This is a genomic window from Paraburkholderia caledonica, assembly GCF_000383275.1.
Classification (GTDB): Bacteria; Pseudomonadota; Gammaproteobacteria; order Burkholderiales; family Burkholderiaceae; genus Paraburkholderia; species Paraburkholderia caledonica.
In genome coordinates, this window is record NZ_KB911040.1 from 44,848 (window position 1) to 71,054 (window position 26,207).

21 protein-coding genes are annotated in these 26,207 nt (G+C 64.0%); 13 read left to right on the forward strand and 8 right to left on the reverse strand.

All coding sequences use genetic code 11. From position 1 onward, the window contains the following. Nucleotide 1: 1 nt before the first annotated feature. Entirely contained in the window at nt 2–253 is a 252-nt protein-coding gene (locus H281_RS0120295; protein ID WP_020068993.1) for a formate dehydrogenase subunit delta, read from the forward strand. Nucleotides 254–335: 82 nt separating this feature from the next. Here the strand turns inward: H281_RS0120295 and H281_RS0120300 are convergent, their stop codons facing one another. The 3 genes from H281_RS0120300 to H281_RS0120310 form a co-directional block, all read right to left on the reverse strand. Then, nucleotides 336–2,060, reverse strand: a complete 1,725-nt coding sequence (locus tag H281_RS0120300; protein WP_020068994.1) for an FAD-dependent monooxygenase — start codon at nt 2,058–2,060, stop codon at nt 336–338. A 182-nt stretch (nt 2,061–2,242) separates the two neighbouring features. After that, the gene (locus tag H281_RS0120305) at nt 2,243–3,535 is read right to left on the reverse strand and encodes a cation diffusion facilitator family transporter (RefSeq protein ID WP_020068995.1); all 1,293 of its coding nucleotides are present in this window, start codon (nt 3,533–3,535) and stop codon (nt 2,243–2,245) included. Continuing rightward, nucleotides 3,532–3,900, reverse strand: a complete 369-nt coding sequence (locus tag H281_RS0120310) for an ArsR/SmtB family transcription factor (RefSeq protein WP_020068996.1) — start codon at nt 3,898–3,900, stop codon at nt 3,532–3,534. Before H281_RS0120310 ends, H281_RS0120305 begins: the two co-directional genes overlap by 4 nt. A 123-nt stretch (nt 3,901–4,023) precedes the next feature. Here H281_RS0120310 and H281_RS0120315 point away from each other — a divergent pair, with 123 nt between their 5' ends. Continuing rightward, the gene (locus H281_RS0120315; protein ID WP_020068997.1) at nt 4,024–5,871 is read left to right on the forward strand and encodes a tetratricopeptide repeat protein; all 1,848 of its coding nucleotides are present in this window, start codon (nt 4,024–4,026) and stop codon (nt 5,869–5,871) included. 112 nt (nt 5,872–5,983) lie between these two features. Here H281_RS0120315 and tcuC read toward each other — a convergent pair whose 3' ends face one another. Further along, a complete protein-coding gene (gene tcuC, locus H281_RS0120320; protein WP_027804790.1) occupies nt 5,984–7,285 on the reverse strand; it encodes an MFS transporter in 1,302 nt (433 codons plus the stop codon). A 310-nt stretch (nt 7,286–7,595) separates the two neighbouring features. On the opposite strand from tcuC, the gene H281_RS0120325 reads away from it, so the two are divergent. Then, entirely contained in the window at nt 7,596–8,129 is a 534-nt protein-coding gene (locus tag H281_RS0120325) for a GNAT family N-acetyltransferase (RefSeq protein ID WP_027804791.1), read from the forward strand. Here H281_RS0120325 and H281_RS0120330 read toward each other — a convergent pair. After that, nucleotides 8,083–8,277: a hypothetical protein gene (locus H281_RS0120330; RefSeq protein ID WP_020069000.1), complete on the reverse strand. Its 195-nt coding sequence runs from the start codon at nt 8,275–8,277 to the stop codon at nt 8,083–8,085. The two genes, H281_RS0120325 and H281_RS0120330, sit on opposite strands and share 47 nt — an antisense overlap. A 623-nt stretch (nt 8,278–8,900) precedes the next feature. Here H281_RS0120330 and H281_RS36065 point away from each other — a divergent pair. Beyond that, nucleotides 8,901–9,638: a hypothetical protein gene (locus H281_RS36065; protein WP_020069001.1), complete on the forward strand. Its 738-nt coding sequence runs from the start codon at nt 8,901–8,903 to the stop codon at nt 9,636–9,638. 66 nt (nt 9,639–9,704) lie between these two features. Here H281_RS36065 and H281_RS0120340 read toward each other — a convergent pair whose 3' ends face one another. The 3 genes from H281_RS0120340 to H281_RS0120350 all read right to left on the reverse strand — a co-directional run bounded on the left by H281_RS0120340 (nt 9,705) and on the right by H281_RS0120350 (nt 14,226). Beyond that, nucleotides 9,705–10,502, reverse strand: coding sequence for a DUF2968 domain-containing protein (locus H281_RS0120340; protein ID WP_020069002.1), 798 nt, complete (start codon nt 10,500–10,502; stop codon nt 9,705–9,707). Nucleotides 10,503–10,858: 356 nt separating this feature from the next. Next, a complete protein-coding gene (locus H281_RS0120345; protein ID WP_020069003.1) occupies nt 10,859–12,340 on the reverse strand; it encodes a gamma-glutamyl-gamma-aminobutyrate hydrolase family protein in 1,482 nt (493 codons plus the stop codon). A gap of 128 nt (nt 12,341–12,468) precedes the next feature. After that, entirely contained in the window at nt 12,469–14,226 is a 1,758-nt protein-coding gene (locus H281_RS0120350) for a cation:proton antiporter (protein ID WP_020069004.1), read from the reverse strand. A 169-nt stretch (nt 14,227–14,395) separates the two neighbouring features. Here H281_RS0120350 and H281_RS0120355 point away from each other — a divergent pair, with 169 nt between their 5' ends. The 9 genes from H281_RS0120355 (at nt 14,396) to H281_RS0120400 (ending at nt 26,141) form a co-directional block, all read left to right on the forward strand. Beyond that, entirely contained in the window at nt 14,396–15,082 is a 687-nt protein-coding gene (locus tag H281_RS0120355; protein WP_020069005.1) for a DUF2848 domain-containing protein, read from the forward strand. 22 nt (nt 15,083–15,104) lie between these two features. Then, nucleotides 15,105–16,454, forward strand: coding sequence for an MFS transporter (locus tag H281_RS0120360; protein WP_027804793.1), 1,350 nt, complete (start codon nt 15,105–15,107; stop codon nt 16,452–16,454). Nucleotides 16,455–16,613: 159 nt separating this feature from the next. Further along, the gene (locus H281_RS0120365) at nt 16,614–17,294 is read left to right on the forward strand and encodes a GntR family transcriptional regulator (RefSeq protein ID WP_020069007.1); all 681 of its coding nucleotides are present in this window, start codon (nt 16,614–16,616) and stop codon (nt 17,292–17,294) included. Nucleotides 17,295–17,356: 62 nt separating this feature from the next. Further along, nucleotides 17,357–18,736 (forward strand): amidase, encoded by a 1,380-nt coding sequence (locus H281_RS0120370; RefSeq protein ID WP_020069008.1) that lies wholly within the window; start codon nt 17,357–17,359, stop codon nt 18,734–18,736. 124 nt (nt 18,737–18,860) lie between these two features. Next, nucleotides 18,861–19,370 carry a disulfide bond formation protein B gene (locus tag H281_RS0120375; protein WP_020069009.1) on the forward strand — a complete coding sequence of 170 codons (510 nt, stop codon included), beginning with the start codon at nt 18,861–18,863 and terminating at the stop codon, nt 19,368–19,370. Nucleotides 19,371–19,864: 494 nt separating this feature from the next. Further along, nucleotides 19,865–21,409 (forward strand): xanthine dehydrogenase small subunit, encoded by a 1,545-nt coding sequence (gene xdhA / locus H281_RS0120385; protein WP_020069011.1) that lies wholly within the window; start codon nt 19,865–19,867, stop codon nt 21,407–21,409. Then, nucleotides 21,409–23,859: a xanthine dehydrogenase molybdopterin binding subunit gene (gene xdhB / locus H281_RS0120390; RefSeq protein WP_020069012.1), complete on the forward strand. Its 2,451-nt coding sequence runs from the start codon at nt 21,409–21,411 to the stop codon at nt 23,857–23,859. Before xdhA ends, xdhB begins: the two co-directional genes overlap by 1 nt. Before the next feature lie 152 nt (nt 23,860–24,011). After that, nucleotides 24,012–25,028 (forward strand): xanthine dehydrogenase accessory protein XdhC, encoded by a 1,017-nt coding sequence (gene xdhC / locus H281_RS0120395; RefSeq protein WP_020069013.1) that lies wholly within the window; start codon nt 24,012–24,014, stop codon nt 25,026–25,028. A gap of 66 nt (nt 25,029–25,094) precedes the next feature. After that, on the forward strand, nt 25,095–26,141 hold the full coding sequence (locus tag H281_RS0120400; protein WP_027804794.1) for an adenosine deaminase: 1,047 nt from the start codon (nt 25,095–25,097) through the stop codon (nt 26,139–26,141). Nucleotides 26,142–26,207: the final 66 nt, after the last annotated feature.

Below are 26,207 nucleotides of genomic sequence, written 5' to 3' on the forward strand. Positions count from 1 at the left end.
CATGGACACACAGAATCTGATCGACATGGCAAACCGCATCGGCGACTTTTTCGATTCGATGCCGGATCGGGAAGAAGCGGTGACAGGCGTCGCCGACCACATCCGCCGCTTCTGGGAGCCGCGCATGCGGCGCGCGTTGCTTGCGGCGCTCGATAACCCGGACGCAAGCGGCATCGCGATGTCGGCGATCGTCAGGGAAGCGCTCGTCAAACACCGCGAACGCCTGACGCCTGCGGAGCCTTCGATCGCCTGAAGCGGCATGTAGCAGTTGCACGCTCTACGCGGTCTGCACGTACAGGCGGCGGCTCCGACCGGGGCAGCCGCCTGCCGCAGTTTTACACGGCTGTCTGCTCGGGTATCTGTCCGCCAACCGTGAACCACGCTTCGCAATGCCTCAAGAGGCCGTTCAGGTCCGAGCCGGTGCGCCCGCGCGCGCTGATGTAGCCGTCGGGCCGCAGCAGATAGAACGACGGCCGCGTTCGTCCATACGACTCGGCTAGCGACGGACCGCCGTCGCCGGTCGTATCCGTCACGCGCCAGATGCGCACCGCGCCTGGCAACAATCTCTCCATGTCGGCCACGAGACGCTCGAATTCGGCGTCGCGCGGCGGCTCGTGCTTTGCATCCGGATCGAGCGGCTTTTCGTCGACGGGCAATGGCGGCACGAGCACGAACAGCGAAAAAAACGCGGGGTCGTGCAGATCGAAAATGCAGCCGATGCCAGGCGCGCGTCCGAGCGGACCGTCGACCACGTGCACCACCGCATCCGGCGCGCGCTCGCCCGCGCGCGGACCGCCGTCGAGCACGCGTTCGAGCGTGAGCGGACTGCGGCGATACTGGACCGACAATTCGCTGATCGTGAGTCGCGCGGCGTCGCGCAACGGACCGAGCGCGGCGAGAACCGGCATCACGCGCTCGCGCAGCAGCTTGAGCGGCCCATGATCCGCCTCGGCCATCTGCGTGATGAAGCCGGTTTGCCGCAGCACGTCGCGCTCAATGGGATGCCGTTCGAGATGGTAGGTATCGAGCAGGCGATCGGGCGCCGCGCCCTTCAGAACGCGCGCGAGCTTCCAGCCGAGATTGAACGCTTCCTGCATGCCGGTGTTCATTCCCTGCGCGCCGGCCGGACTATGCACGTGCGCGGCGTCGCCGGCAAGGAAGACGCGCCCCACGCGCAGCCGCTCGACCATCCGGCTGTTCAGGTGGAAATACGAAGACCACGCCAGTTCCGAGACATCGACGCGTTCATGCACGCGCCTCGCGAGCAGTGCCTTGCATTCGTCGATCGACGGTCCGGGTGCGCGATTGAGCGGCGGTTCGCCGAGCACTACCGGCGACACCGGCGCGGCTTCGGCGACGCGCTCGACTGCGTGATCCGCGATCAGCCGATGCCGGCCGTGGCCCATTGGAAAGAGTGCGACGAGACCTTCGCCGGAAGCGAAGATGTGGAATTCGTCCTCGGGCCAATCCGTCTCGGCATGCAGATCGGCTAGCAGGAAAGTCTGCTCGAGTGTCTTGCCCTCGAAGCTCAGTCCGAGGCCATGGCGGATCATGCTGTGCGCGCCGTCCGCGGCGATCATGTAGGACGGACGCAGCGTTTGCGTGTGACCGTCGGCGCGCCGCAGCGTCGCCTGGATGCCGGCCGAGCCTTGTGTGAACATGGTGAGTTCGACGCCCCGCTCGACCGTGACGCCGAGCGTCGCGAGATGCTCCGTCAGCAGACGCTCGGTCACCGACTGATCGAGAAACAGCAGATACGGATAGCGCGTGTGCAGCGGATCGAAGTCGAGTTGCGCGAGGCGCATGCCGTGCGAAAACAGATTGGCGACGCGGGCGCGATGGCCCAGTTCGAGAAACCGCTCGACGAGCCGATGCTGCTCGAGCAGTTCGAGTGTGCGCGCCTGAATGCCGATTGCCCGCGAATAAGGGTTCGGCTGCATCGCGCGGTCGATCAGACGCACGGGAATATGAGCGCGTGCGAGGCTCATCGCAGCAGCGAGGCCGGTCGGACCCGCTCCGACGATCAGGACCGGCGACGCATTATCAGCAGCAGCGTCCATGCGAAACTCCGCAGAGCACAGTGCGCTCTAGTGTACGCCCCGAGCCCCCGGGCTGAACGGCGCGGTGCATCAATTGCGAGGTGTATCGCGCAGAGCCGGGCTTGTCGTAGACCGGCACTGCGGCGTTGTGCTGTGGCGGGTCAGTGCTTCAGTGTTTCCGCGGGCTGCTGCGTCGGCAGATGTCAGTGCTGTTCTGCCGGATGTTCCATCGCGCAACGATGACTGGTCGTGCCGAGGTCGACTTGCAGCGTCGCGTGTTGCATCGAAAAGCGTTCCCGCAACGCGAGCACGATGCCATCGAGCCGCTCGTCGCCGGGATGCCCGGCCGGCATCACGAGGTGCACGCTGAGCGCGTTGCCGGTGGTCGACAGCGCCCACACGTGCAGATCGTGCACGCCCTCGACGCCGGGCAGGTCTGCCAGATAATCGCGGATGCTCTGCAGGTCGACGCCTGACGGCACCGCATTGAGCGCGAGCCTCACCGAATCGCGCAACAGACCCCAGGTCCCGTAGACGACGACCGCCACCACCAGCAGGCTCATTACCGGGTCGAGCCACGTCCAGTTGGTATAGAGAATCACGAGACCGCTTATGGCCACCGCAGCGGACACACCGGCATCTGCTGCCATATGCAGGAAGGCGCCGCGGATGTTGAGGTCTTCCTTCTGGCCACGCATGAAGAGCCACGCGGAAATCCCGTTCACGACAACGCCCACGGTCGCAACGACGAATACGGCGAGCCCTGCGACCGGCGCCGGATTCATCAGGCGGCCGATCGCTTCGGCGACGATCACGCCGCACGCGAACAACAGGAGCGCCGCATTGGCCAGCGACGCGAGAATCGACGAGCTGCCGTAGCCGAACGTGTAGCGTGCGGAAGGACGGCGCGTCGTAAGCCAGGCGGCGCCCCAGGCGAGCAGCAGGCCGAGTACGTCGGACAGGTTGTGACCGGCGTCGGCGAGCAGCGCTGTCGAGTGCGCGAGCACGCCATATAGCGCCTGAATCACGACGATCGCGACATTCAGGGCGACAGCCAGCGCGAACGCGAAGCCGTGGCCGGCGACGGGCGCGTGATGGTGATGGTGGTGGCCTGCGTGGGCGTGGCTGTGTCCGTGGCTGTGGCCACCGCCGTGACTGTGACTGTCGTCGTGGCCGTGGTCATGGCCGTGGTCATGGCCATGGTCGTGACTGTGGTCATGGCCATGGCCGTGACTGTGGTCGTGGCCATGAGGCTGGTCGTGGCTGCCGCTGTGGTCGTGGCTGTGGCCCGCGGCATGGCTGTGATCGCGACCGTCGCCATGGCCGTCCTGTTCAAACCCACGAGCAGAACGCTCCCCCGCTACAACCCCGCGATCACTGTCCTCATGAACCCGCGTGCCGGCAACGCGACTCTGCGTGCCCGCGACTTCGTTGTTATCCGTCGCGTCGAGCCACACCGGGGCGTGTTCGTCTTCCCTTTCTTCGATTTTCTTCATGGCAGATCCAATGCGTCATCACGGGCGGGTTCAGCCACGTGTTCAAGCATGCCGGCCAGCATCGTGCTGATGTGGCGGTCGGCGGCGAGATAGAACACCTGCTTGCCCTGCCGCTGCGCCCGCACGATTCGCGCCGCGCGCAACAGCCGCAAATGATGGCTCACGAGCGACGGCGACAGATTCAGTTCTTCGGCAATGGCACCCACCGCCCGGCGTTCGTCGACGCAAGCCAGCACGATGCGCAAGCGCGTCGGATCGCCCAGCAGGCGAAACAGGTCGGCGAGCGGCGCGATCCTGTCCGCCAGGCGCGGTTCGAAACTTGCCGGCGAAGGCGGCAAGGGCGGCGAAGCCGTAGCGGGAATCATGGGCGGCAGATATATGAACAGGTGTTCACATGTTAGCGAAACAGTCACGCCGGGTCAAACCGGGGTGCAGTCTGCGAGTGTGGGAAAATGCGGCCTTTGCCTCACCCGACTACCATCCCCGTCATGCAACCTGTATTTGACCGCGCTTTCGCGGCGCATCGTGACGGCCGGCTCGAAGATGCCGAACGCGGCTACCGCGCGACGCTCGACGGCAACCCGGTGCACGTCGATGCGCTGCACCTGCTGGGCGTCCTGCGCCACCAGCAGGGCCAGCACGCCGAGGCCGCCGAACTCGTGCGGCGCGCGGTAGACCTGCGCCCGCAGGACGCTGCGCTGCAACTGAACCTCGGCAACGCGCTGAAGGCGCTCGGCCAGATCGACGAAGCCATCGACCAGTTCCGCAACGCTCTTACGCTCGCGCCGTCGTTCCCCATGGCGCACTACAACCTCGGTAACGCCTACACGGCGGCAGGTCGTCACGAAGACGCCGCGGACGCATTCCGCCGCTCGTTGCGCCTGCAGCCGGACGACGCCTCGTCGCATAACAACCTGGGCAACGCATTGCACGCGCTCGGTCGTCACGAGGAAGCCATCGCCTCGTTCCGGCGCACGCTGGAGTTGCGCCCAGGTCACGCCGGGGCGCTCAACAACATGGGCATGTCGCTCAATGCGCTCGGCCGCGCCAACGAAGCGATCCCCTGCTTCAAGGCTGCACTCGCCGCCGAGCCGCGCTTCGTTGCCGCGCATTTCAACCTCGCGAATACGTTCGACGCAACCGGCCTTCACGCAGAAGCGGTTGCCTCATTCGAGGCGGCGCTTGCATTGCAGCCGAACCTGCCGCCCGCCATCTTCGGCATGGGCAACGCGCTGGCTGCGCTCGGGCGTCACGCTCAAGCGATACCGTATCTCGAACGCTCAGTCGGACTGGATCCGCAATTCGCGCTCGCGTGGCTGAGCCTTGGCACCGCGCACCAGGCGCTGGGCGCGCACGCCACCGCCGTACGCGCATTCGACCAGGCGTTGCGCGTGCAGCCGGATCTCGCGTCCGCGCATATGAACCGGGCGCTAGCGTGGCTCGCGCTGGGCGACTTCGCGCGTGGGTTGCCTGAATACGAATGGCGCCTGCAAACGGTCGCCGAGCCGGCCATCGAAACCTTGCCGCGCTGGCACGGCGAGCCGGTCTCACAACGCACGCTGCTGATACACGCCGAACAGGGTTTCGGCGATACGTTGCAGTTCGTGCGCTTCATCCCGCTGGCCGCGCAACGTGCGGCGCGTGTGGTGCTCGAACTACAGCCGCAGTTGCTGCCGCTGCTCGAGCCGGCCGCGCAGGCGTGGCGTGTGACGCTCATCCCGCGAGGCGCGCCGCGCCCCGCCGCTGATCTTCAGTGTCCGTTGCTGAGCTTGCCGCTCGCGCTCGGCACGACGTTGGACACGATTCCCGAGCGAACGCCCTATCTCACAGTGCCACCCGCGTACCGGCGAAAATGGCGCGGCTCGCTGGGCGGCCAGGCAAAGCGCAAGATCGGACTCGCGTGGTCGGGGCGCATCCACCAGAACGAAACGCGTTCCATGCCGCTCGCCGAGCTCGATCCGCTTTTCGCGATAGAAGGCATCGACTGGATCGTGTTGCAGCCTAATCTCAGTGCCGATGAATGCGCCGCGCTGGACGCGCATCCGCGAGCCGGGTCGATTCATCGGTTCGACAAGCGGATCGACGACTTCGCGGATACGGCGGCGATCATCGAACGCCTCGACGCGGTGGTGTCGATCGATACGTCAATCGCGCACCTCGCCGGCGCGCTGCGCAAGCCGCTCTGGCTGATGCTGCCGTTCGCGCCCGATTGGCGCTGGTGCGCCGACGACACGCGCAGTCCGTGGTACGCGAGCGCGACACTGGTACGTCAGCCGCAGCCCGATGCATGGCGCGAGGTCGTGCAGGCGGTCGCAAACGAATTGCGCCGGAGCTAGCCGCCCGGTCGTGTGATTGCTACGGCAACAAAAAACCCCGCAGTCTGACGAGCGCGGGGTTTTCTGTTTTTGTTGCACCGACGTCGCAAGCGGCGTCAGCACACACTCAGAGTCATGCTGCTTTGTATTGATCGCGCGATTCAGGCGTGCGGTACAGCACGAGCGTTGCAATCAGCCCGCAGATCGCGGCCACGCCGAGGAACAGGCCCGGCGCCGCCTTGTTGCCGGTGGAATGGATCAGCAGCGTGGAAATGGCCGGCGTGAAACCGCCGATCGTCGTGGCAAGGCTGTACGCGAGCGAGAAGCCTGCGGTGCGCACTTCGACCGGCATGACTTCGGTCAGCGCCACGACCATCGCGCCGTTATAGCTGCCGTAGAGGAACGACAGCCACAACTCGACAGCGAGCAGGCGCGCGAACGACGGCTCGGCGACGAGCCATTGCAGCGCCGGGTACGCGGTGACGATGGTGAGCGCCGTAAAAGCGAGCAACACCGGACGACGGCCGATGCGATCCGACAGCGCGCCCGCGAGCGGCAGCCAGATCAGGTTCGACAGACCGATGCAGACGGTGACGACAAGCGTGTCGATCGAGGACAGCTTCAGCACTTCCTTGCCGAAGGTCGGCGTATAAGCCGTGATCATGTAGAAGGACACGGTGGTCATGATCACCATGCCCATGCCGCCCAGCACGGTGCCCCAGTTCGCGGCCATGGTCTTCATGATCTCGCCCATTCCCGGACGATGCTTGCGCGCCGAGAACTCCTCGGTTTCCTTCAACGAGCGGCGAATCATGAACAGAAACGGAACGATCAGGCAGCCGATCAGGAACGGCACGCGCCAGCCCCATGCGCTCATCTGGTCGGCGGGCAGCATCTTGTTGAGCATCACGCCGAGCAGCGCGGCGAACACCACGGCAACCTGCTGGCTGCCCGACTGCCACGCGCAATAGAAGCCTTTGTTGCCTTTGGTGGCGATCTCGGACAGATACACCGACACGCCGCCCAGTTCCACGCCCGCGGAGAAGCCTTGCAGCAAGCGGCCCAGCAGCACCAGCACCGGGGCAAGCAGGCCGATCGTCGCGTAGCCGGGAATGGACGCTACGGTCAGCGTGCCGAGCGCCATCAGGCCCAGGGTGAGGATCAGCCCCTTGCGGCGACCGTGATGGTCGATATAAGCGCCGAGGACGATCGCGCCGAGCGGCCGCATCAGGAAGCCCGCGCCGAATACCGACAGCGAAAGCATCAGCGACGCAAACTCGCTGCCGCTCGGAAAATAGGTCTTGGCAATCGCGGACGCGTAGTAGCCGTAGACCATGAAGTCGTACATCTCAAGAAAGTTGCCGCTGACTACGCGGAACACTGTCTTGGCTTTGGATTCTTGCGACGAGGAGATAGCGTGTGACGCTGTTGACATGACGTTCTCTGATAAGCCCACGCCCGGCGAGCCGCGGCGATCTGGCAGTTGAAACGATCCGCGCCCGGTGAGAATGCGGATGCCACAGGCAAATGGTTGGCCGCAGGTTGGGCCGCGCCGGGGGCGCTGAATTCTGCGACCCAATACACTTTAGCGGTATCAGGGTAAACGTTGAGGTCCGCCGGAAACCGCGCCACAGCATGTTACCGTCGATACTGCTGTTGCGTATTCCCTACATTTTCATTACAGCCGGCTGCGCCACTCGCGACCGTTAGAATTGCAACTCGTCATTGCCGTGATGCCCTTCCCGATGCCAACCGCCTCTGCCCTTTCGCTGCGCCCCGCAACCATCGCCGACGCAGCGCTTATCGCGTCTATTCACAGCACGAGCTGGCGCGCCACTTATCGTGGTCTGTTGCCCGACGCTTTTCTGGACGGTGAAGTCACTCAGGAGCGCGCCGCCTATTGGGAAGCCCGCATGAGCGCGCCGGGCGGAGAGCGTCGCATGGTGGCGATTGCAGAACTGGGCGGCGAGCCCGTTGGCTTCGTATGCGTGGAGAGTCAACCGGAATCCGCGTGGGGCGTGCTGCTGGATAACCTGCATGCACTGCCGGAGCATCAGGGCATTGGCGTCGGCAAACTGCTGATGCGCGCCGCCGAAGACTGGGCCCGCGCGCAAGGCGAGACCCAACTCTATTTGTTCGCGCTAGAGGGCAATCTGCCGGCTATCGGCTTCTACGAACGGCAAGGCTGGCAGTATGTGGGCGCAGAGCCGGATCGCATGGGCGGCGTGGATATCACGGCGCTGCGCTATGTTTATCGATTGGACAAGTCGAGCGCTTGAGTTGCGTCTTGAGTTGCGTCTTGAGTTGCGTCTTGAGTTGCGTCTTGAGCTGCGCGTTGAACTGCGTCTTGAGCGCTGCAATCCCGGACAGATCTGCACTCACGTTGCGAAGCGTCTGAGCGTTGCCGGTTTCGTTCGGGCGCATCATGCTTTCTTCCCGACGATGGCTTTCCTGTTGAAGTGCTAATGCATTCGCGGAGGCTCATGCACGTCCCTGCTTTTGCGCGTGGACGCATGAAGCGTTTTCCGCTTCGCGTACTGCTCCGAGGCCATCGTCTCTCCGACCTACGGGACGCCAGGCGGCGTCCGTCCCCGAGGCGCTGGAAGAGATCGATGCCCACCACACCTTTAACCATAATTGACGGCGCGATGGCGTTGCCTCGCTCCCGCCCGTTCAATGATGTGCCGGCGCCCTTCGGCCGCGGGTGGACGTTGCTCGTGCCAAGCCACCGCCTGGATAAAGGGCTGCACGGGCTTTACGGAGCGGTCCTCAAGACATTTGACTTACGCGACCAGCCTATTCGCTCGTTCTGTCGATGGGTGGCGCCGAATCATCAGCTTGCCGACGTTAACGCGGCGATGACTATGGGCGCCAGGATACCGGAGGCAGTGGGCGAGCATGAGGCGGAGCCGTTGCGACTTCGGGGCGGCTTGCCTCCGGGGCACTCGGTTTTCGCGAACAGTCTGGCTGCGCCTAAGGCTTCCCCTTTTCAGCATGCCTTTGCGCCAGTGAAAGCGCATGTCGCAGGACCCGCGGCACGCGCGCCCCTCATGCCGCGGTGGGCCTTGGCGGGTGGCGCCTGCGCGTTGAGCGGCGCCGCACTGCTCGCATGGACGGCGTTCGGCCATGTCGACGTCCGAGGTCCGCGCAATGGCAACCCTACGAAGCGGGCTGACATAGATGTTGTCGAGCGCCAGACGCCGGCCGCGCAGATTCCGCGGCGCGATACCGTTGACGTTTCGAACAGCGTCGCCGAAATAGCAAACACGAGCGGTGCAAGCGCTGTTTCTGTACGGCAGCATGCGCAGACCGCACCGGTGTCCGGCAAGGCTCGCACCGTTGCTGTGGGCGGCTTAACGTTGCACTCGCCGACAACCGCGTCGATCGAAACGCACCGGTCAGCGACCATCGTCCGCACACGCACGCCGGTTGCCGTGAGTAATGACGGCGATCGCCGGATCGTCTATGGACATCGCCCGAGAGCTGACGCTGTGAACCATCGCCGGCATGCAGTCGGCAGCGCGTCGACTATCGCAACGTCAGCGCCTCTAACGCGGATGTTCGTCAAACCATCGGTTGCGGGTTCATACTCGCCGCCCGCGCCAACGCAGCCAGACACGAGCGACTACACGTTTGTCGACATGTCCACGAGCATTCGCCACGGCAGTGCGGTGCAGCAGGCGCGGCAGGCACCATCCGCGAATCTGGACGGGAGCGCCGGGCAGCAGTGGAGCGCCCGTCTCACACATCGGCGCGTGACGGAAGCCCCAGACCAATTCATCAAATAGCCGCGCGAAAAGCGGCATAAAAAAGCCCGGCTACCAAAGCCGGGCTTCTTCCGCATTCAAGCGCATCTACTTCTGGCCTGCCAAGCCCATTTCGGCCTGCCGTTGCAGTTGCATGACCTGACCTTGCACCTGCCGCAGTTGCGCCTGCGCCCGCTCCTTCTCCTCGCGTAACGCGGCGGCTTCGTTTAGCGTTTGACGCTGGTAGTCGTTGACCTTGGCCTGCTGGGTGCGGGCGACTTCGAGGTCGGCTTGCAGACGCTTCGCACGATCTTCGGATAACGCGATAGTGTCCTCGATGTATGCCTTCTGCGCCTGCAACTGCGTTCGGTGAATCTCTACCTCAGCCAACTGCGCGGTTTGCTGTACGAATCCCGCGTAAATCGCTTCAGCCCGGCCCGCGTCCGCCGACTTGATTACCCGCCAGAAATGCTTGTCCTGAAACAACGCGACGTAGTACGTCATCTCGCGAGGATAAAAGAAAAGGCTCGCGCCATAACTGCCGTTGTACGTGGTGCGCAATTCGCTCAGCTTCGTGTCCTGAATCATTTGCATTAACTCGGCCACGTTGCCTTGCGCGTCGCCAGACATGGGCGACTCGGGCGATGACGCGGACTGAGCTAATGAAGCTGACGAACCTGAGGCACCTGGCGCAAGCGACACAGCCGAGGCCGAGGCGCCCCCGGATGCCGCGTCGCGCAGCGCAGCGACGACAGGCTGCGGCGTCAGAGTATTCATGGCCGGCCGCGTGCCGACCATGGGCGCGGCCATTTCGCCTTGCGCGGCCAGCACGAACCCGCCATGCTGCAACAGCGCACACGAAGTCGCGAGCAGCATGGCGCGCCGTATCAATAAGGTGTACTTCATACGTGCATGCTCCATGCGGATCCAGAAAACAGCTTTGGATTATCGCGCGGATTGTCGCTTAAGCGAAGCATTGAAGCATCGCAAAATTGGACTTTAAATTGAGATAAAACTACGTTATCCGAAAGACATGACATGCCCGCCTATCGCGAAATAAAACATATCTGGACAAGGCTTGAGACGCAGGAGAAATATGGCGTCCATCGACAAGACGTTACGCCAGACGCCACGCGCAAGTGATAACGGCGAGCGCATAAATAACGAGGCGCCACTTACGCAGTGGCGCCTCTGACTAATCACATTTTCCAGCACCGGGCCACGCCGGCAATACGCAAGCCCGAACTGCCGTCACCCCGTGCCTAGAAGCGCGTTTCGCGCGCCACTCGCAGGAATGTATCGAGCAGCGGCGTGCAATCCAGCAGTTCCGGACCGCCCGCGCGATGGAACTCGGGATGCCATTGCACACCCATCACGAAAGGCGCGCGCCGGTAGCGCACGGCTTCGATAATGCCGTCCGATGCCGACACCGCCTCGATATTCAGATCGCGGCCGAGCGTCTTGACCGCCTGATGGTGAATCGAGTTGACGATCGCATCGCGCCGGGCGGGGAACATATTGGCGAGCGTCGAGCCGTCGGGGAAATGGATGGCGTGCCGATGCTGATCGTAATCTTCGTTCACGTGCGCACCGGCGGTCGGCACGTCGGTGGCAATATCCTGATACAGGGTCCCGCCGAACGCCACGTTGATCAGCTGGCAACCGCGGCACACGCCGAGCACCGGCTTGCCAGACTCGATGAATTCATGCAGCAGTTCGAGCTCGTACATGTCGCGCACGCGGTCGCCGGGCCATTCGGGACTTGTCGCCGCCTCCGCATACGATTGGGGCGAAACGTCCGCGCCGCCTTGCAGCAACAGGCCGTCGAGATGCTTCGCGTAGTCGCGCAAACGGATGTTGCTCGGATGCAGCATGCCCTGGTGTCCGACCGTCGGAATCATGAAGACCAGCACGTCGCGCGACATCACCCAGTGCGCAATTGACTCCTCGAGATATTGCAGCGTCTTGCCGCGCAGCCCTTTCGCCCCCGGCTCCGGGTGAAAGATTCGCGCCGATACGCCGATGCGCAGCGTCCGCTGCGTGATCCGCTGACCGGCCCGATCGAACAGCTGCCGCGCGCGCGCCGCGATGATGCGGCCAAACACGGACCACGCCGAGTCCGTCTGCTTCAGATAGCGCGGTGGCGACGGCGGCAACGCATTCGGCGGCGGCGGGTTGGTCGCGGTGAAATCGGGCGCGGCGCCGAAGCCCGGCGGCGAACCAGCCGGACGCGCGGCGGATGCAGCGGCGTCTTCGGCGGCGAGCACGTCGTCGGCCGAAGTGATGAGTTCGCCTTGAATCGGTTCACTCGTCAGCGGCGTCGCGCTATGAGTGGACGGAACTTCGCGCCCGCGAACCGGGCGCGAGTCGCGCTCATGAACCGCGGCCTCCTGCTTCGCGGTGGAAGCCGCAGCGGAACTGCGCGCCTCGGCCGCGTCGCGTTGCTGGGCGGTCCGCTTGACGACTGGCGTAACGGTGGACGCGCTTTCGGGGTCGTCGGTCGATGACCTCGCCGCCGCCTCCGACGAAGTGGCCGGCGCCGAAACCGATGCCGTAACGGGCACAGACGACGGCGCCGCCTTCGACGCGACCGGATCTTTCACGGGCGACTGAATGGCGTCTTCATGCGAGAGGGGTAACGATGTGGTCGGCTCGGCCGGGGTTTGGCTGAAGCTTTCCGGCGATGCCGCAGGCGGCGTTGCACTGCCGGGTTGACCAGCGTTTTCGGGTTTGTTTTCGCTCATGACTGTTGGACAGGCGCCTTCCACGCGAACGAATGAATATGCCCTGATTATCCGCCAGCGTGCCTGACCCGGCAAACCCGCACACAATTGCTCACATTGTCGGGCCGCCTCGCGCAGTTCCGTCTAACTTAGGGATCCGGCTGCTCGTCAAAAGTTTCGCGCAGCGCGATCTGCATTGCCGCGTGAATCTTCACGCACCAGCGCCACACGAGCGCGAGCAGCAGCGCCGCGCAGATCAGCACCGCGGCGAGCAGGCCGGTCGGCGGCAGGATACCGCCCGAAAGCGCTGCGACGAGCAGAAACACGCCGACCATGCACACCACCGGCACGAGATCGGAGATCGCATAACGCAGCGCGCTGGTAAAGCGCCCGGCGGTCGCCGGCTGCACGCTCACTTCGGCGAGCAGCAACGCAAGCGACTTGGTCTTGCGATAAACCGCCACCAGAAACGGCATCGACACGAGCAGTGCGACGCTCCACAGCACGACGCGCTGCATGGGCTCGGAACTGACCCAACGGGTCAACACCGTACTGATGTAAGGCGCGCCGTAGGACACAATCAGAAAAATCGCGGCAACCAACGCGAGATTCACCGCGATCTGCAGGATGATTCGCCGCGTCATGCTGAAAAGCGTCGGCTCGCCGCTTTCTGTGCTGAGGCTGCTCAACCACTGGCTATACATGCCGAACACATTGACGAGCGTGCGCGGCATCGCGTCGGCGAAACGCCGCGTGAGCGGATCTGCAGCGCGTATCAGATAAGGCGTGAAAAGCGTCGTCAAAGCCGATACGGCCACCGCAATCGGATAAAGAAACGCGCTCGTCACCTTCAGCGTCAAACCGAGCGACGCGATGATGAACGAGAACTCACCGATCTGTGAGACAGTCATGCCGACGCGCATCGCCGTGCGGCCATCTTTGCCCGCGAGAAAAGTGCCGAGCCCGCACGAGACGATCTTGCCGACGATGACCGCGACCGTGATGACGGCAATCGGCCAGGCATAGTCGACGAGCACCGCGGGATTCAGCATCAAGCCGATGGTGACGAAAAAGATCGCAGAAAACGCGTCGCGCAACGGCGCAATCAAATGCTCGATTCGATGCAGATGACGCGATTCGGCCATGATCGCGCCGATCAGGAACGCGCCCAGCGCAATGCTGTAGTCGAGCTTGACTACCAGCAGGCAGAAACCGAAACAGAACCCGAGCACGGCGACGAGCAACATCTCGTCGCTGCGGGCAAGCGCGACATAGTTCAGCGCGCGCGGCACGACGAGAATGCCGACAACCAGCGACACCGTCATGAACAGCAACAGCTTGCCCAGCGTGACAGCTGCAACGCCCGCGCTCAACTGCCCTGTTTGCGCGATGCCGGACAGCAGCACGAGCATTGCGATGGCGAGAATGTCTTCGACGATCAGAATGCCGAATACGAGTTGCGCGAAACTCTCGCGTTTCAGGCCAAGCTCAGACAACGCCTTGACGATGATGGTCGTCGACGAAATGGCGAGTATCGCGCCGAGGAACAACGAATCCATCGGGCTCCAGCCGAATGCGCTGCCGATCTCATAGCCTAGCCACAGCATCAGCACGATTTCGGAGAGCGCCGCGACGATCGCGGTCGCGCCTACCTTGAAAAGCTTTCGCAGACTGAATTCGAGACCGAGCGAAAACATCAGGAACACAACGCCCAGTTCGCCTAGCGTCTTGATGGTCTGCTCGTCATGGATCAGCTGGAACGGCGGCGTGTACGGCCCAATGATCACGCCCGCCGCGATATAGCCGAGCACCACCGGCTGCTTCAGGCGATGGAACAGCACGGTAACGACGCCGGCGAGCGCCATCACGACCGCCAGATCCTGAATGAAGCCGATGCCTTCGTGCATGCGTCCTTCCCTTACAAAAAGTAATGTTCAAAGAAGCGCAGTGTAACAAACCATCTTCGGCGCCGCGGCTTGCGCGCCCGTCGGCGATCGGAAGCCAATGTTTTTGACACGCTGGACGCCTGTGAAATATCACAATAATATTTGCCGCATATCGTTCCGGAGTTCACTCATGCAGCAGGTGTCTTTCAAGGTTGTAGACCGTTCCGGCGCCGAGCGCGCCATTTCAACCGATGTAAACCGCCTCACGATCGCCGGCTGGGCAGGCCGCGATCAGGCCGCAATCGAGCACCACATTGCCGAACTTGCCGAACTCGGCGTGAAGCGGCCGTCCACCACGCCGTGCTTTTACCGTCTCGGCTCCGAACTGCTGACTCAAGCCGAACAGATCGACGTCGTCGGCACGAAGTCGAGCGGCGAAGCGGAATGCGTGCTGGTGCATTCCAGTGCGGGACTGCTCGTCACGGTCGGCTCCGACCACACCGACCGCGAAGTCGAGGCCTACGGCGTGACCGTCTCCAAGCAGGTGTGTCCGAAGCCGGTTGCGCGCGACGCGTGGCAATTCGAGGACGTCGCCGACCATTGGGATCAGCTCGAACTGCGCGCCTATGCGGTCGCGAACGGCGAGCGCCGCGTGTATCAGCAAGGCAGCGTCGCCTCGCTGCTCCCGGCCGCCGACCTGCTCGCGCGCGCGCCGCTCGCACAAGGCGCGGCCATGTTCTGCGGCACGCTCGCGGTTCAAGGCGGCATTGTCGGTATGGTCGACGGCGACGCGCTCGAACTCGAATTGCACGACCCCGTCCTGAACCGCACGCTGCGCCACGCCTACCGCGTGCGCGCGTTACCTGTTGTCGAATGAGCTATCGTTCAATGAGGCATTCATGAGCACCCCATTGCCATCCGCTGCCGACGCGTCCTCCGACGCCTCGCTCGAAGCCGCCGCCATCCACAAGATCACGTGGCGCATCATGCCGTTCCTGTTCCTTGTCTACGTGCTGTCGTATCTGGATCGCGTCAACATCGGTTATGCGAAGCTGCAGTTCACCGGCGATCTCGGACTTTCCAACGCCGCGTACGGACTGGGCGCGGGAATTTTCTTCTTCGGCTATTTCGTATTCGAGGTGCCGAGCAACCTGCTGCTGAAGAAATTCGGCGCGCGCGCCACCATCGCCCGCATCACGATGCTGTGGGGCCTGCTGTCGTGTCTGATGATGTTTGTCCGCAGCGAGACCATGTTCTACGTGCTGCGCTTTTTCCTCGGCGTCGCCGAAGCCGGACTGGTGCCGGGCGTCGTGCTGTATCTCACTTTCTGGTTCCCGTCCGACCGCCGCGCGCGCATGGTCGCCGTGTTCATGGCTGCAATTCCGGTAGCGGGCATCATCGGCGCGCCGTTGTCGGGTTTCCTGATGTCGGCGCTGCACGAAGCACACGGTTTGCGCGGCTGGCAGTGGATGTTCCTGATCGAAGGCATTCCGTCGATTCTCGCCGGCTTCTGGGCGCTCGCGGTGTTGCGCAACACGCCCGCCGAGGCCCCGTGGCTGAGCGACGACGAAAAACGCGTAATCCTCGCCCGCATCTCGCGCGAGAATGCCGCGGCTGCGGCGGAAGGCGCCGAACATAGCCTCTCGGTCGCATTGCGTTCGGGCCGCTTCTGGCTGCTCACGCTGATCTACTTCTGCCTCGTCACCGGCAATGCGGGTTTTTCGTTCTGGCTGCCGCAGATCGTCAAAGACCTGGGCGTGACGAATCTCGTGACCAATGGCTTCGTTACCGCGATTCCGTATCTGGCTGCCGGTATCGGCATGATTCTGATTGGCCGTTCGTCGGATGTGACCGGCGAGCGCCGCTGGCACTACGCCGTGTGCTGTTTCATCGGCGCGGCGGGCCTGCTCGGCAGCGCGTCGGTTACGAACTCGATTCCGCTTGCCGTCACCGGTTTGTCGATTGCGTATATCGGCATTCTCGCGGGCTTCGGCATCTTCTGGTCGATGTCGACGAGCTTCCTGCAAGGCACCGCTGCGGTCGCCGGCATTGCGGTGATCAATTCGATCGCCAACCTCGCCGGTTATGTCAGCCCGTATGTACTCGGTATCGTGAAAGACGCGACGCATAGCGTGACGTTCGGACTCGTGCTGATTGCGGGCGCGCTGATCGTGGGCGGCCTCGTCACGCTGATGATGCCGCGCGTCAGGGTTCAGCACGCTGCGACAACGGTGGCGGGCAGCGCGTGAGGTATCAATAGTTGGTGTGGCGTGGCGGGCACGAGCCACCCTGACAGGCCAGGTTCACGCAGCTTGCATCGGACCGAAGCCCGCGCCCGCCGCGCCCGCGAAAAGCTCGCTCGACCTTGCTCTACAATGCGCGGACGACATCGTCCGCTCCTTCTTCACATGACGCTTTTGCAGACCGCCCGCCCTCCACGGCCCACCCGAGCGACCGCCAACGCGAGTCTCGCCGAACAGGCTTATGCGTTCGTCAAGCGCGAAATCATCACGATGCGTTTGCGGCCGAGCGAGGTGCTCAACGAAGCGGAGTTGATGGCGCTGACCGGCATCGGCAGGACGCCGGTGCACCAGGCGCTGCACCGGCTCGTGCACGAAGGGATGCTGACCATCATGCCGCGCAAGGGCATCATGGTGCGCCCGGTTTCGCTCGACGACGTGCTTGCGATCATCGACGTGCGCCTCGTCAACGAAAGCTACTGCGTCGAACTCGCCGCGCGCCACGCGCAACAGCACGACTACGACGCGATGCAGACGCTGCTGGAGCGCTCGGCCGTGTGCGTCGCCGCGCACGACATAGAAGGCATGATGGACATTGACCGCGAGTTCCATCTGGCCATTTCGGCCGCCTCACGCAACGCGGTGCTCGCCGACATTCTGCGCGGACTGCATGAGCGCTCGTTGCGCTTCTGGTTCATTTCACTCTCCGAGCCGCATCATCTCGAAGACGTGCACGAAGAACACCTCGAACTGTTCCGCCTGCTGCGCGAGCGCGACGCCGAAGGCGCGAAACGCTCGGTGCAGAAACATATCGAGGCATTCCGCGCGACGCTTTTCAACCGCATGTAGGACCCGCATGTAGAAACATTACGTAAGCGGCTTCACGCAGACCCACCGGATAGAACGACATCATGGCCACTGAATTCACGCCCTTCCCGCCGCTTGCCCAACTCGCCGCCGACCTTGCCGCGGGGCGCACCACGAGCCGCGCGCTCGTCGAAACCGCGCTCGAACGGATCGCCGATCCGGCCGGCCAGGGCGCGGTCGCCTTCATGCACGTCGATGCCGACGGCGCCCGCCAGGCCGCCGACGCGCACGACCGTTTGCGCGCCGCCGGCACAGTACTCTCGCCGCTCGCCGGCATCCCGGTCTCGGTGAAAGATCTGTTCGACATCGAAGGACAGCCGACCCGCGCCGGCTCGACGGTTCTTGCCGACGCACCCGCCGCCACGCAGGACGCCGTGGCCGTCGCGCGCCTTAAGCGGGCGGGCGCGGTGATCGTCGGACGAACCAATATGAGCGAATTCGCGTTTTCCGGGCTCGGACTCAATCCGCACTACGGCAACCCGCTGTCGCCGTACCGGCGCGACGTAAAGGGCGACGAGCGGATCTCGGGCGGCTCGTCGTCGGGCGCGGCGGCTTCCGTCGCGGACGGCATGGCCGCCGTCGCGCTCGGCACCGACACGGGCGGCTCGCTTCGCATTCCGGCCGCGCTGTGCGGTCTGACCGGCTTCAAGCCGACCGCCGCGCGCGTTCCGAAGCAAGGCGGCGTGCCGCTTTCGCCGACGCTCGATTCGTTCGGCCCGATCGGCGTCTCGGTCGCGTGCTGCGCACTGGTGGACCGCATGCTCGCCGGGCTCGAACCGCGCGTGCCGGCTGCGCGGCCGCTCGAAGGCGTGCGCCTCGGTGTGCTGACCAACTACGTTACCGACGGCGTCGAGCCCGAGGTCGCGGCCGCTGTCGACACCGCACTGAAGCACCTCGAAGCGGCCGGAGCGATTGTCAGCGAAGTGCGCTTTGCATCGCTCGACCGTCTGCCGGACATCAACCGCTTCGGCTTTTCGCCGATCGAAGCGTATGCGTGGCATCGTCCTTTGCTGGAGAAACACCGCGAACAATACGATCCGCGCGTGCTGGTGCGCATTCTCAAGGGCCAGCCGGCGAGCGCCGCCGACTATCTGGACCTGCTCGCCGAACGCGACGCGATGCTCGCCGAAGCGGCCCGCACGTTGTGGCAGCGCTTCGACGCGGTAGTCGCGCCGACCGTGCCGATGCTGCCGCCGCGCGTCGCCGAACTTGTTTCCGACGACGACCTCTTCGGCCGCACCAACGCACTGATGCTGCGCAACCCCGGCGTGTTCAACTTCCTCGACGCCTGCGCGCTGTCGCTGCCCTGCCACCTGCGAGGCGACGCGCCGGTCGGCCTGATGCTGGCAGGCGCGCCGCACGCCGACGACGCGCTTCTCGCCATTGGCCGGGGCGCCGAAGCGGTGCTCAACGCGATTCGCTGAGCGGCGTCACGGTTTGCGTGCGGGTGTGGCGTCGTGTGGGCGGGGGTTCGCGCTAAAATCGCGGGCACTCGCCGTTTCCGCTGATTAGCGGCCACACAACAGCTACACAACCGCCACACGATCCATGAACAACGACAATGCAATGCTGCGCCGCGAGCGCTCCCTGCTGGTCCTGCTTGGCCTGATCTGCGTCGGCCTCGTTGCCGGCGCGCTGTATCTGCAGTACGTCAAGCACGAGGACCCGTGCCCGCTGTGCATCATCCAGCGCTATTTCTTCCTGCTGATCGCAATCTTCGCGTTCCTCGGCGCGCGGTTCAACAGCTGGCGCGGCGTGCGTCTGCTCGAAACGATGGCAGCGTTGTCGGCGCTGGCGGGTATCGTGACCGCGGCCCGGCACGTGTATGTGCAGGCGAATCCGGGCTTTAGCTGTGGCTTCGACGCGCTGCAGCCTATCGTCGACAGCTTGCCGCCTGCGCATTGGCTGCCGGGCGTGTTCAAGGTGGCCGGGCTATGCGAAACCGCCTATCCGCCGATCCTGGGGCTGACGCTGCCGATGTGGGCACTGGTCGGCTTCGTGCTGGCTTTTGTTCCGCTGGCGATTAGCCTCGTGCGCAACCGCAGACGGATTGCTTGAGGCAATTCGCCGGTTTAATACGGCGCTGGCATCTATCCCGCGCCTGCCGGCGCGGCGACATGGCGGACACCGGCGCAGTGATACCGCCTATGTGGATCGGGCCGCCTCTGCGCTGTGTCGGTTTTTTGCCGCTTTTCTTTCTGCTGATTCTCTTGCTTCCGCCGCCGCGCCCCGGTTTCCGGCGGTTTTGAACCGCAGGCACGGCGCTTCCCCTGGTCCGCAGTCCAACTCCTGCCCATTCGCCTGTTTCGCGCCAGCTTCCGCCGGTGCGCCTCCTCCCCACCCGACGCAACTTCCCCGCACGAAGCGAATCCGACTCAAATCGGACTGATCTCATTGCATCTTCCGAATAAGCTTCATGCGACATCGGAAATATTTTTGGGGCGCCGTAATGCTATCTTCGGATATGGATGGCGATCTACGTGCGCGAGGCCGGCTTTGGCGCGACCCCATGCGTAACGCGCGCCCGGTCCGCACTGTCTTCTGGATTCGCCATGACAACGCAAACCATCCGCTTTTATCGCCAAGGGTCCGTCCACGAGGTCTCCGGCGTACCCGCATCGCGCACCGTGCTCCAGCATCTGCGCGAAGACCTGCATTGCACCGGCACGAAGGAAGGCTGCGCTGAAGGCGACTGCGGCGCCTGCACGGTCGTCATCGGCGAACTCGACGCGCAAGGCGCGCTCGCGCTGAAAGCGGTCAACGCCTGCATCCAGTTCCTGCCCACGCTCGACGGCAAAGCCCTGTTCACGGTCGAAGACCTGCGCGCCGCGGACGGCACGCTGCATCCCGTGCAACAGGCAATGGTCGACTGTCACGGCTCGCAGTGCGGTTTTTGCACGCCAGGCTTCGTGATGTCGATGTGGGCACTCTACGAAAACCAGCCGGCGGCTGCCGGCCTGCCGACGCGCGACGAAATCAACACCGCGCTGTCCGGCAACCTGTGCCGCTGCACCGGCTACCGTCCGATCGTGGACGCATCGCAGAAAATGTTCGACTACGCGCAATATCCGCGCGTGACGCTCGATCGCAAGGCTGTCGAAGAAACGCTGCGCGCACTGCAACGCAACGACACCTTCGAGTACCGCGCGCCCGACGCGCGCGGCGCCGCCTTCGGTGCGCCAGCGTTTTACGCGCCGCTCACGCTCGACGCGTTCGCGCGGCTTCGCGCCGAACATCCGCAAGCCCGGCTCGTGGCCGGCAGCACTGACGTCGGCCTGTGGGTCACCAAGCAGTTCCGCGATCTCGGCGACGTTCTCTACATTGGCAATGTCCGCGAACTGAAGACGATCGAGCGCGATGCGCAGACGCTCACTATCGGCGCGGCCGTCACGCTTGAAGACGCGTATGCGGCTCTAGCCGCCGACTACCCCGAACTCGCCGAACTTTGGACGCGCTTTGCGTCGCTGCCGATCCGCAATGCCGGCACGCTCGGCGGCAATGTCGCGAACGGCTCGCCGATCGGCGATTCGATGCCCGCGCTGCTTGCGCTCGGTGCCGAAGTGGTGCTGCGCCACGGCACGAAAACGCGCACGCTGCCGCTCGACGGGTTCTATCTCGGCTACCAGAAAACCGCGCTCGCGGCGGGCGAATTCGTCGCCGCGCTGCGCGTGCCGCGGCCGGCGGGCAATCTGCGCTTTCGCACCTACAAAGTGTCCAAGCGCTACGATCAGGACATCTCCGCGGTCTGCGCGGCATTCGCTCTGCATATCGACGAAGGCAGCACGATCGTCGCGGCTCGCGTCGCATTTGGCGGCATGGCTGCAACGCCGAAGCGGGCCACGCAAACCGAAGCTGTGCTGAGCGGCGCGACGTGGAACGAAAGCACCGCGCGACAGGCCATGAACGCACTTACCGCCGACTACCAGCCGCTCACCGACATGCGCGCATCGAGCGCCTATCGGCTGAAGGTGGCGCGCAACCTGCTGTGGCGCTTCCATCTGGAAACGCGCGAGGACGCGCCGCTCGCGCTCTTCGACGTGAATGCATTCGCGTTCGAAGCCGGCACGCCGGACGCGGTCGTGAAGGAGCCGTCGTGATGAATCGCACCGATGCTTTTGTCGAACGCGCTGCAAAACAGGCGGAAGGCCCTGCTGGAAACCCCGCCGACCTGCATCGACCCGAAGCCGCGATCGGCGTCGCGCTGCCGCATGAATCGGCCGCACTGCACGTGAGCGGCGAGGCGACCTACACCGACGACATCGCCGAACTGCAAGGCACGCTGCACGCGGCGCTTGGCTTGTCGCGGCATGCGCACGCGCGCATCGTGTCGATGGATCTCGACGCGGTGAAAAAAGCGCCCGGCGTCATAGCGGTGCTGACCGCCGAAGACATCCCAGGTGAAAACAATTGCGGCCCCGTGCTGCACGACGACCCGATTCTCGCCGTCAATGAAGTGCTGTACCTCGGTCAGCCTGTGTTCGCCGTGATTGCGCAGAGCCACGAGCTCGCGCGCCGCGCCGCGGCGCTCGCGAAAAGCGACGACGTGATCCGCTATGAGCCGCTCGACGCGATTCTCACGCCGGCGGACGCGAAGGCCGCCAAACAGTTCGTGCTGCCGCCGCTGCATCTGAAGCGCGGCGATCCGGACGCGAAGATCGCGGCCGCGCCGAATAAAATTCGCGGCACGTTCGAAGTCGGCGGCCAGGAGCAGTTCTATCTCGAAGGCCAGGTCGCATATGCGGTGCCGAAAGAGATGGACGGCATGCTCGTCTACAGCTCGACGCAACATCCGAGCGAAATGCAGCAGGTCGTCGCGCATATGCTCGACTGGCCCGCGCATAACGTGGTGTGCGAGTGCCGCCGGATGGGCGGCGGCTTCGGCGGCAAGGAATCGCAATCGGCGCTGTTTGCCTGCGTGGCGTCGCTCGCGGCGAAGCTGCTGCGTCGTCCGGTCAAACTGCGCGCCGATCGCGACGACGACTTCATGATCACCGGCAAGCGGCACGACGCGATCTACGAATACGAAGCGGGCTTCGACGACAATGGCCGCATTCTCGGCGCGCGCGTAGAAATTGCGTTGCGCGCAGGCTATTCCGCTGACCTCTCCGGCGCCGTCGCCACGCGCGCCGTATGTCATTTCGATAACGCGTACTACCTGTCCGACGTCGACATCGTCGCGCTGTGCTGCAAAACGAATACGCAGTCGAACACCGCGTTCCGCGGCTTCGGCGGCCCGCAAGGCGCACTCGTGATGGAAGTGATGCTCGACAACATTGCGCGTCAACTGAACCACGATCCGCTAGACGTACGCCTCGCCAACTACTACGGCGTAGGCGAGCGCAATACGACTCCGTATGGACAGTTGGTCGAAGACAACATCATCGCGCCGTTGACCGACGATCTGCTCGACTCCAGCAACTATCGCGCGCGCCGCGCGGCGATCGCCGCGTTCAACGCCAGAAGCCCGGTACTCAAGCGCGGCCTCGCGTTTTCGCCGGTCAAGTTTGGCATCTCGTTCAATGTGCCCTTTCTGAATCAGGCCGGCGCACTGGTGCATGTGTATAAGGACGGCTCGGTGCTCGTCAATCACGGCGGCACCGAAATGGGCCAGGGGCTCAACACGAAGGTCGCGCAAGTCGTCGCGAACGAGTTCGGCTTGCCGCTCTCGCGCGTGCGTGTGAGCGCAACCGATACCTCGAAGATCGCCAACACGTCGGCGACCGCGGCTTCCACCGGCAGCGATCTGAACGGCAAGGCCGCGCAAGACGCCGCGCGAACCATTCGTGCGCGGCTTGCCGAACTCGTGGCGAAACAACTCGGCGGCAACGCAGACGACGTGCTGTTCGCGAACGGCGAGGTAACGGTGAACGGCGGTGCGATGCCCTTCGATCAACTGATCGGCGCCGCTTACCTCGCACGCGTGCAGTTGTGGTCGGACGGTTTCTACGCAACGCCGAAAGTGCATTGGGATGCGAAAACGCTGACCGGTCATCCGTTTTATTACTTCGCGTATGGCGCGGCTGTGTCCGAAGTGGTGATCGACACACTGACCGGCGAATGGAAACTGCTGCGTGCCGACGTGCTGCACGACGCCGGTCAGTCGATCAATCCGGCGATCGATCTGGGTCAGGTCGAAGGCGGCTTCATTCAGGGCATGGGCTGGCTTACGACCGAAGAGTTATGGTGGAACCGCGATGGCCGTCTGATGACGCATGCACCGTCCACGTACAAGATTCCGGCTGTGAACGACACGCCCGCCGCTTTCCACGTGCGGCTTTACCCAAACCCGAACGCAGAGCCGACTGTGTTCCGCTCGAAGGCTGTCGGCGAGCCGCCTTTGCTGTTGCCGTTCTCCGTGTTCCTCGCGATTCGCGACGCGATCGCGGCCGCGGTACCGTGCGCACAGCATGCGCCGATGTTGCGCGCGCCCGCGACGCCCGAAGCGATCCTCGATGCACTGGATGCGCTGCACACACAAAGCGCGAGCGAGCCGGCATCCGGGCAAGGAACGAGCATAGAGGCGTCGACCAGCGACACGACTGCCTGACATGCGCGAAACAGACAACTCAAGCTCAGATCCGGGCGCAGCGCAGCGAACGCAAGTGACTTGCAGATACGCCCGGTGCGACACAATCGCCTCGCACCAGGTTCAACCGGCCGCACGGAAACCCCGAGCGGCACTGTACGGAGATTCGTCGGATGCAAGCATGGCTACCTGACCTGCAACAACTGCTCGCGCACGGCGACGCCGCCGTGCTGGTGACGGTCGCGCGCGTCGAAGGTTCGGCGCCCCGCGAGGCCGGGACCAAGATGATCGTGACGCGCGATTCGGCGAAACATACGATCGGCGGCGGACACCTCGAATGGAAAGCGATCGAGACCGCGCGCCAGGTGCTGCGCGACGGCATGCGCTCGCCGCATATGCGTCGGCTCGAGCGTTTCGCGCTTGGCCCGAGTCTCGGGCAATGCTGCGGCGGCGCCGTGATACTTGCGTTCGAACGGCTCGACATCGGCGATCTCGGCTGGATCACGTCGCTTGCTAAGCGCGTGGCCGCAGGTCAATCGACGGTGCGTAGCGTATCATTCGGCCCCGCACCGGATGCGGTGATGCTGTCCGACCCCGAGCCGGGCGTCGATGCCGCCGACTGCCTGCTGTGGGACGGCGCCGGTTTCGACGACAGCGGCGCGCTGCTCACCGAGACGATTGCGCCAGGCGACTTCCCGGTCGTGCTGTTTGGCGCGGGGCACGTGGGCGCCGCTTTGGTTCGCGTGCTCGCCACGCTGCCTTGCACGGTACGCTGGGTGGACGAACGCGATGCGCAGTTTCCGCCCGTTGAATCGCTGCACGCGCATAACGTAAAGATCGACGCGAACGACGCGCCTGACGAAGCCGTCGACACGGCTGCGCCCAATACGTACTTCATCGTCATGACGCACAACCATACGCGCGACCTGGAACTGGCCGAGCGTATTTTGCGGCGTGGCGATTTTGCGTTCTTCGGCATGATCGGCTCGCACAGCAAGCGCAAACAGTTCGAACACCGGCTCGCCGCGCGCGGCATCGATCCTTCGCGGATTGCGCGGATGAAGTGCCCGCTCGGCGTGGATGGCATCGTCGACAAGTCGCCGGAGATCATTGCGATTTCCGCGGCCGCGCAACTGCTGCAAGCTGTCGAAGCGAACGCGAGTGTGCATCGCGCGGCGCAGACGGTTTGACGAAGCGAGTCGACATCACGCTTACGCATCCGGCGCACAACGACACCAACAAACTTCTGACCGACCATGAACACAACAACCGCTACGTCCCTCATCGAAAAGGCCATGCTCGCACCGAAGGCCGAACTGCATATTCACATTGAAGGCTCGCTCGAACCCGAGCTGATTTTCGCGCTTGCCGAGCGCAACGGCGTGAAGCTCGCTTACGACTCGATCGAAGCACTGCGCGCAGCCTATGCATTCACCGATCTGCAATCGTTTCTCGACATCTATTACGCCGGCGCGAGCGTGCTGCTGCACGAGCAGGACTTCTATGACATGACGATGGCGTATGTCGAGCGCTGCCTCGCCGACAACGTGATTCATAGCGAGATTTTCTTCGATCCGCAGACGCACACCGAGCGCGGCGTGCCCATCGCGACGGTGGTGGCCGGCATCGAGCGCGCGCTCGCCGACGCGGAAAAACGCGGCATGTCGAGCAAGCTGATTCTGTGTTTCCTGCGTCACCTGTCCGAAGAAGACGCACTTGCAACGTTCGAAGAAGCACGGCCGCTGTTCGACCAGTACAAGCATCGCCTGATCGGCGTGGGGCTCGATTCGTCAGAGCGCGGCCATCCGCCGTCGAAGTTCGAACGTGTCTTCGCGAAAGCGCGTGCACTCGGTTTGAAGCTCGTCGCGCACGCGGGCGAGGAAGGACCGCCGTCGTATATCTATGAAGCGCTCGATCTGCTCAAGGTGGACCGCGTCGATCACGGCGTGCGAAGCATCGAAGACCCGGCGCTCGTCGCGCGTCTTGCCGACACGCGCGTCGCGTTGACGGTGTGTCCGCTGTCGAACCTCAAGCTTTGCGTGTTCGACGACATGACAAAACACACGCTGAAGGACCTGCTCGATCGCGGCGTCGCCGTCACGGTGAATTCCGACGATCCGGCGTATTTCGGCGGCTATGTGAACGCCAACTATGCGGCGACCATCGACGCATTGAAGCTCGACGATGCCGAGGTCTACACGATCATCCGCAACGGTTTCGAAGCGTCGTTCGTTACGCCGCAAGAGCGCGCGGAACTGATCGCGAAGCTCGACGCGCACTGGAATCAAAGCGGCCCACATTAAAGGGCCGACGTATTGCAGCGCGGGCATCGCAACACGGCCCTCCACGCTGCTCAGCTTTTCACATTC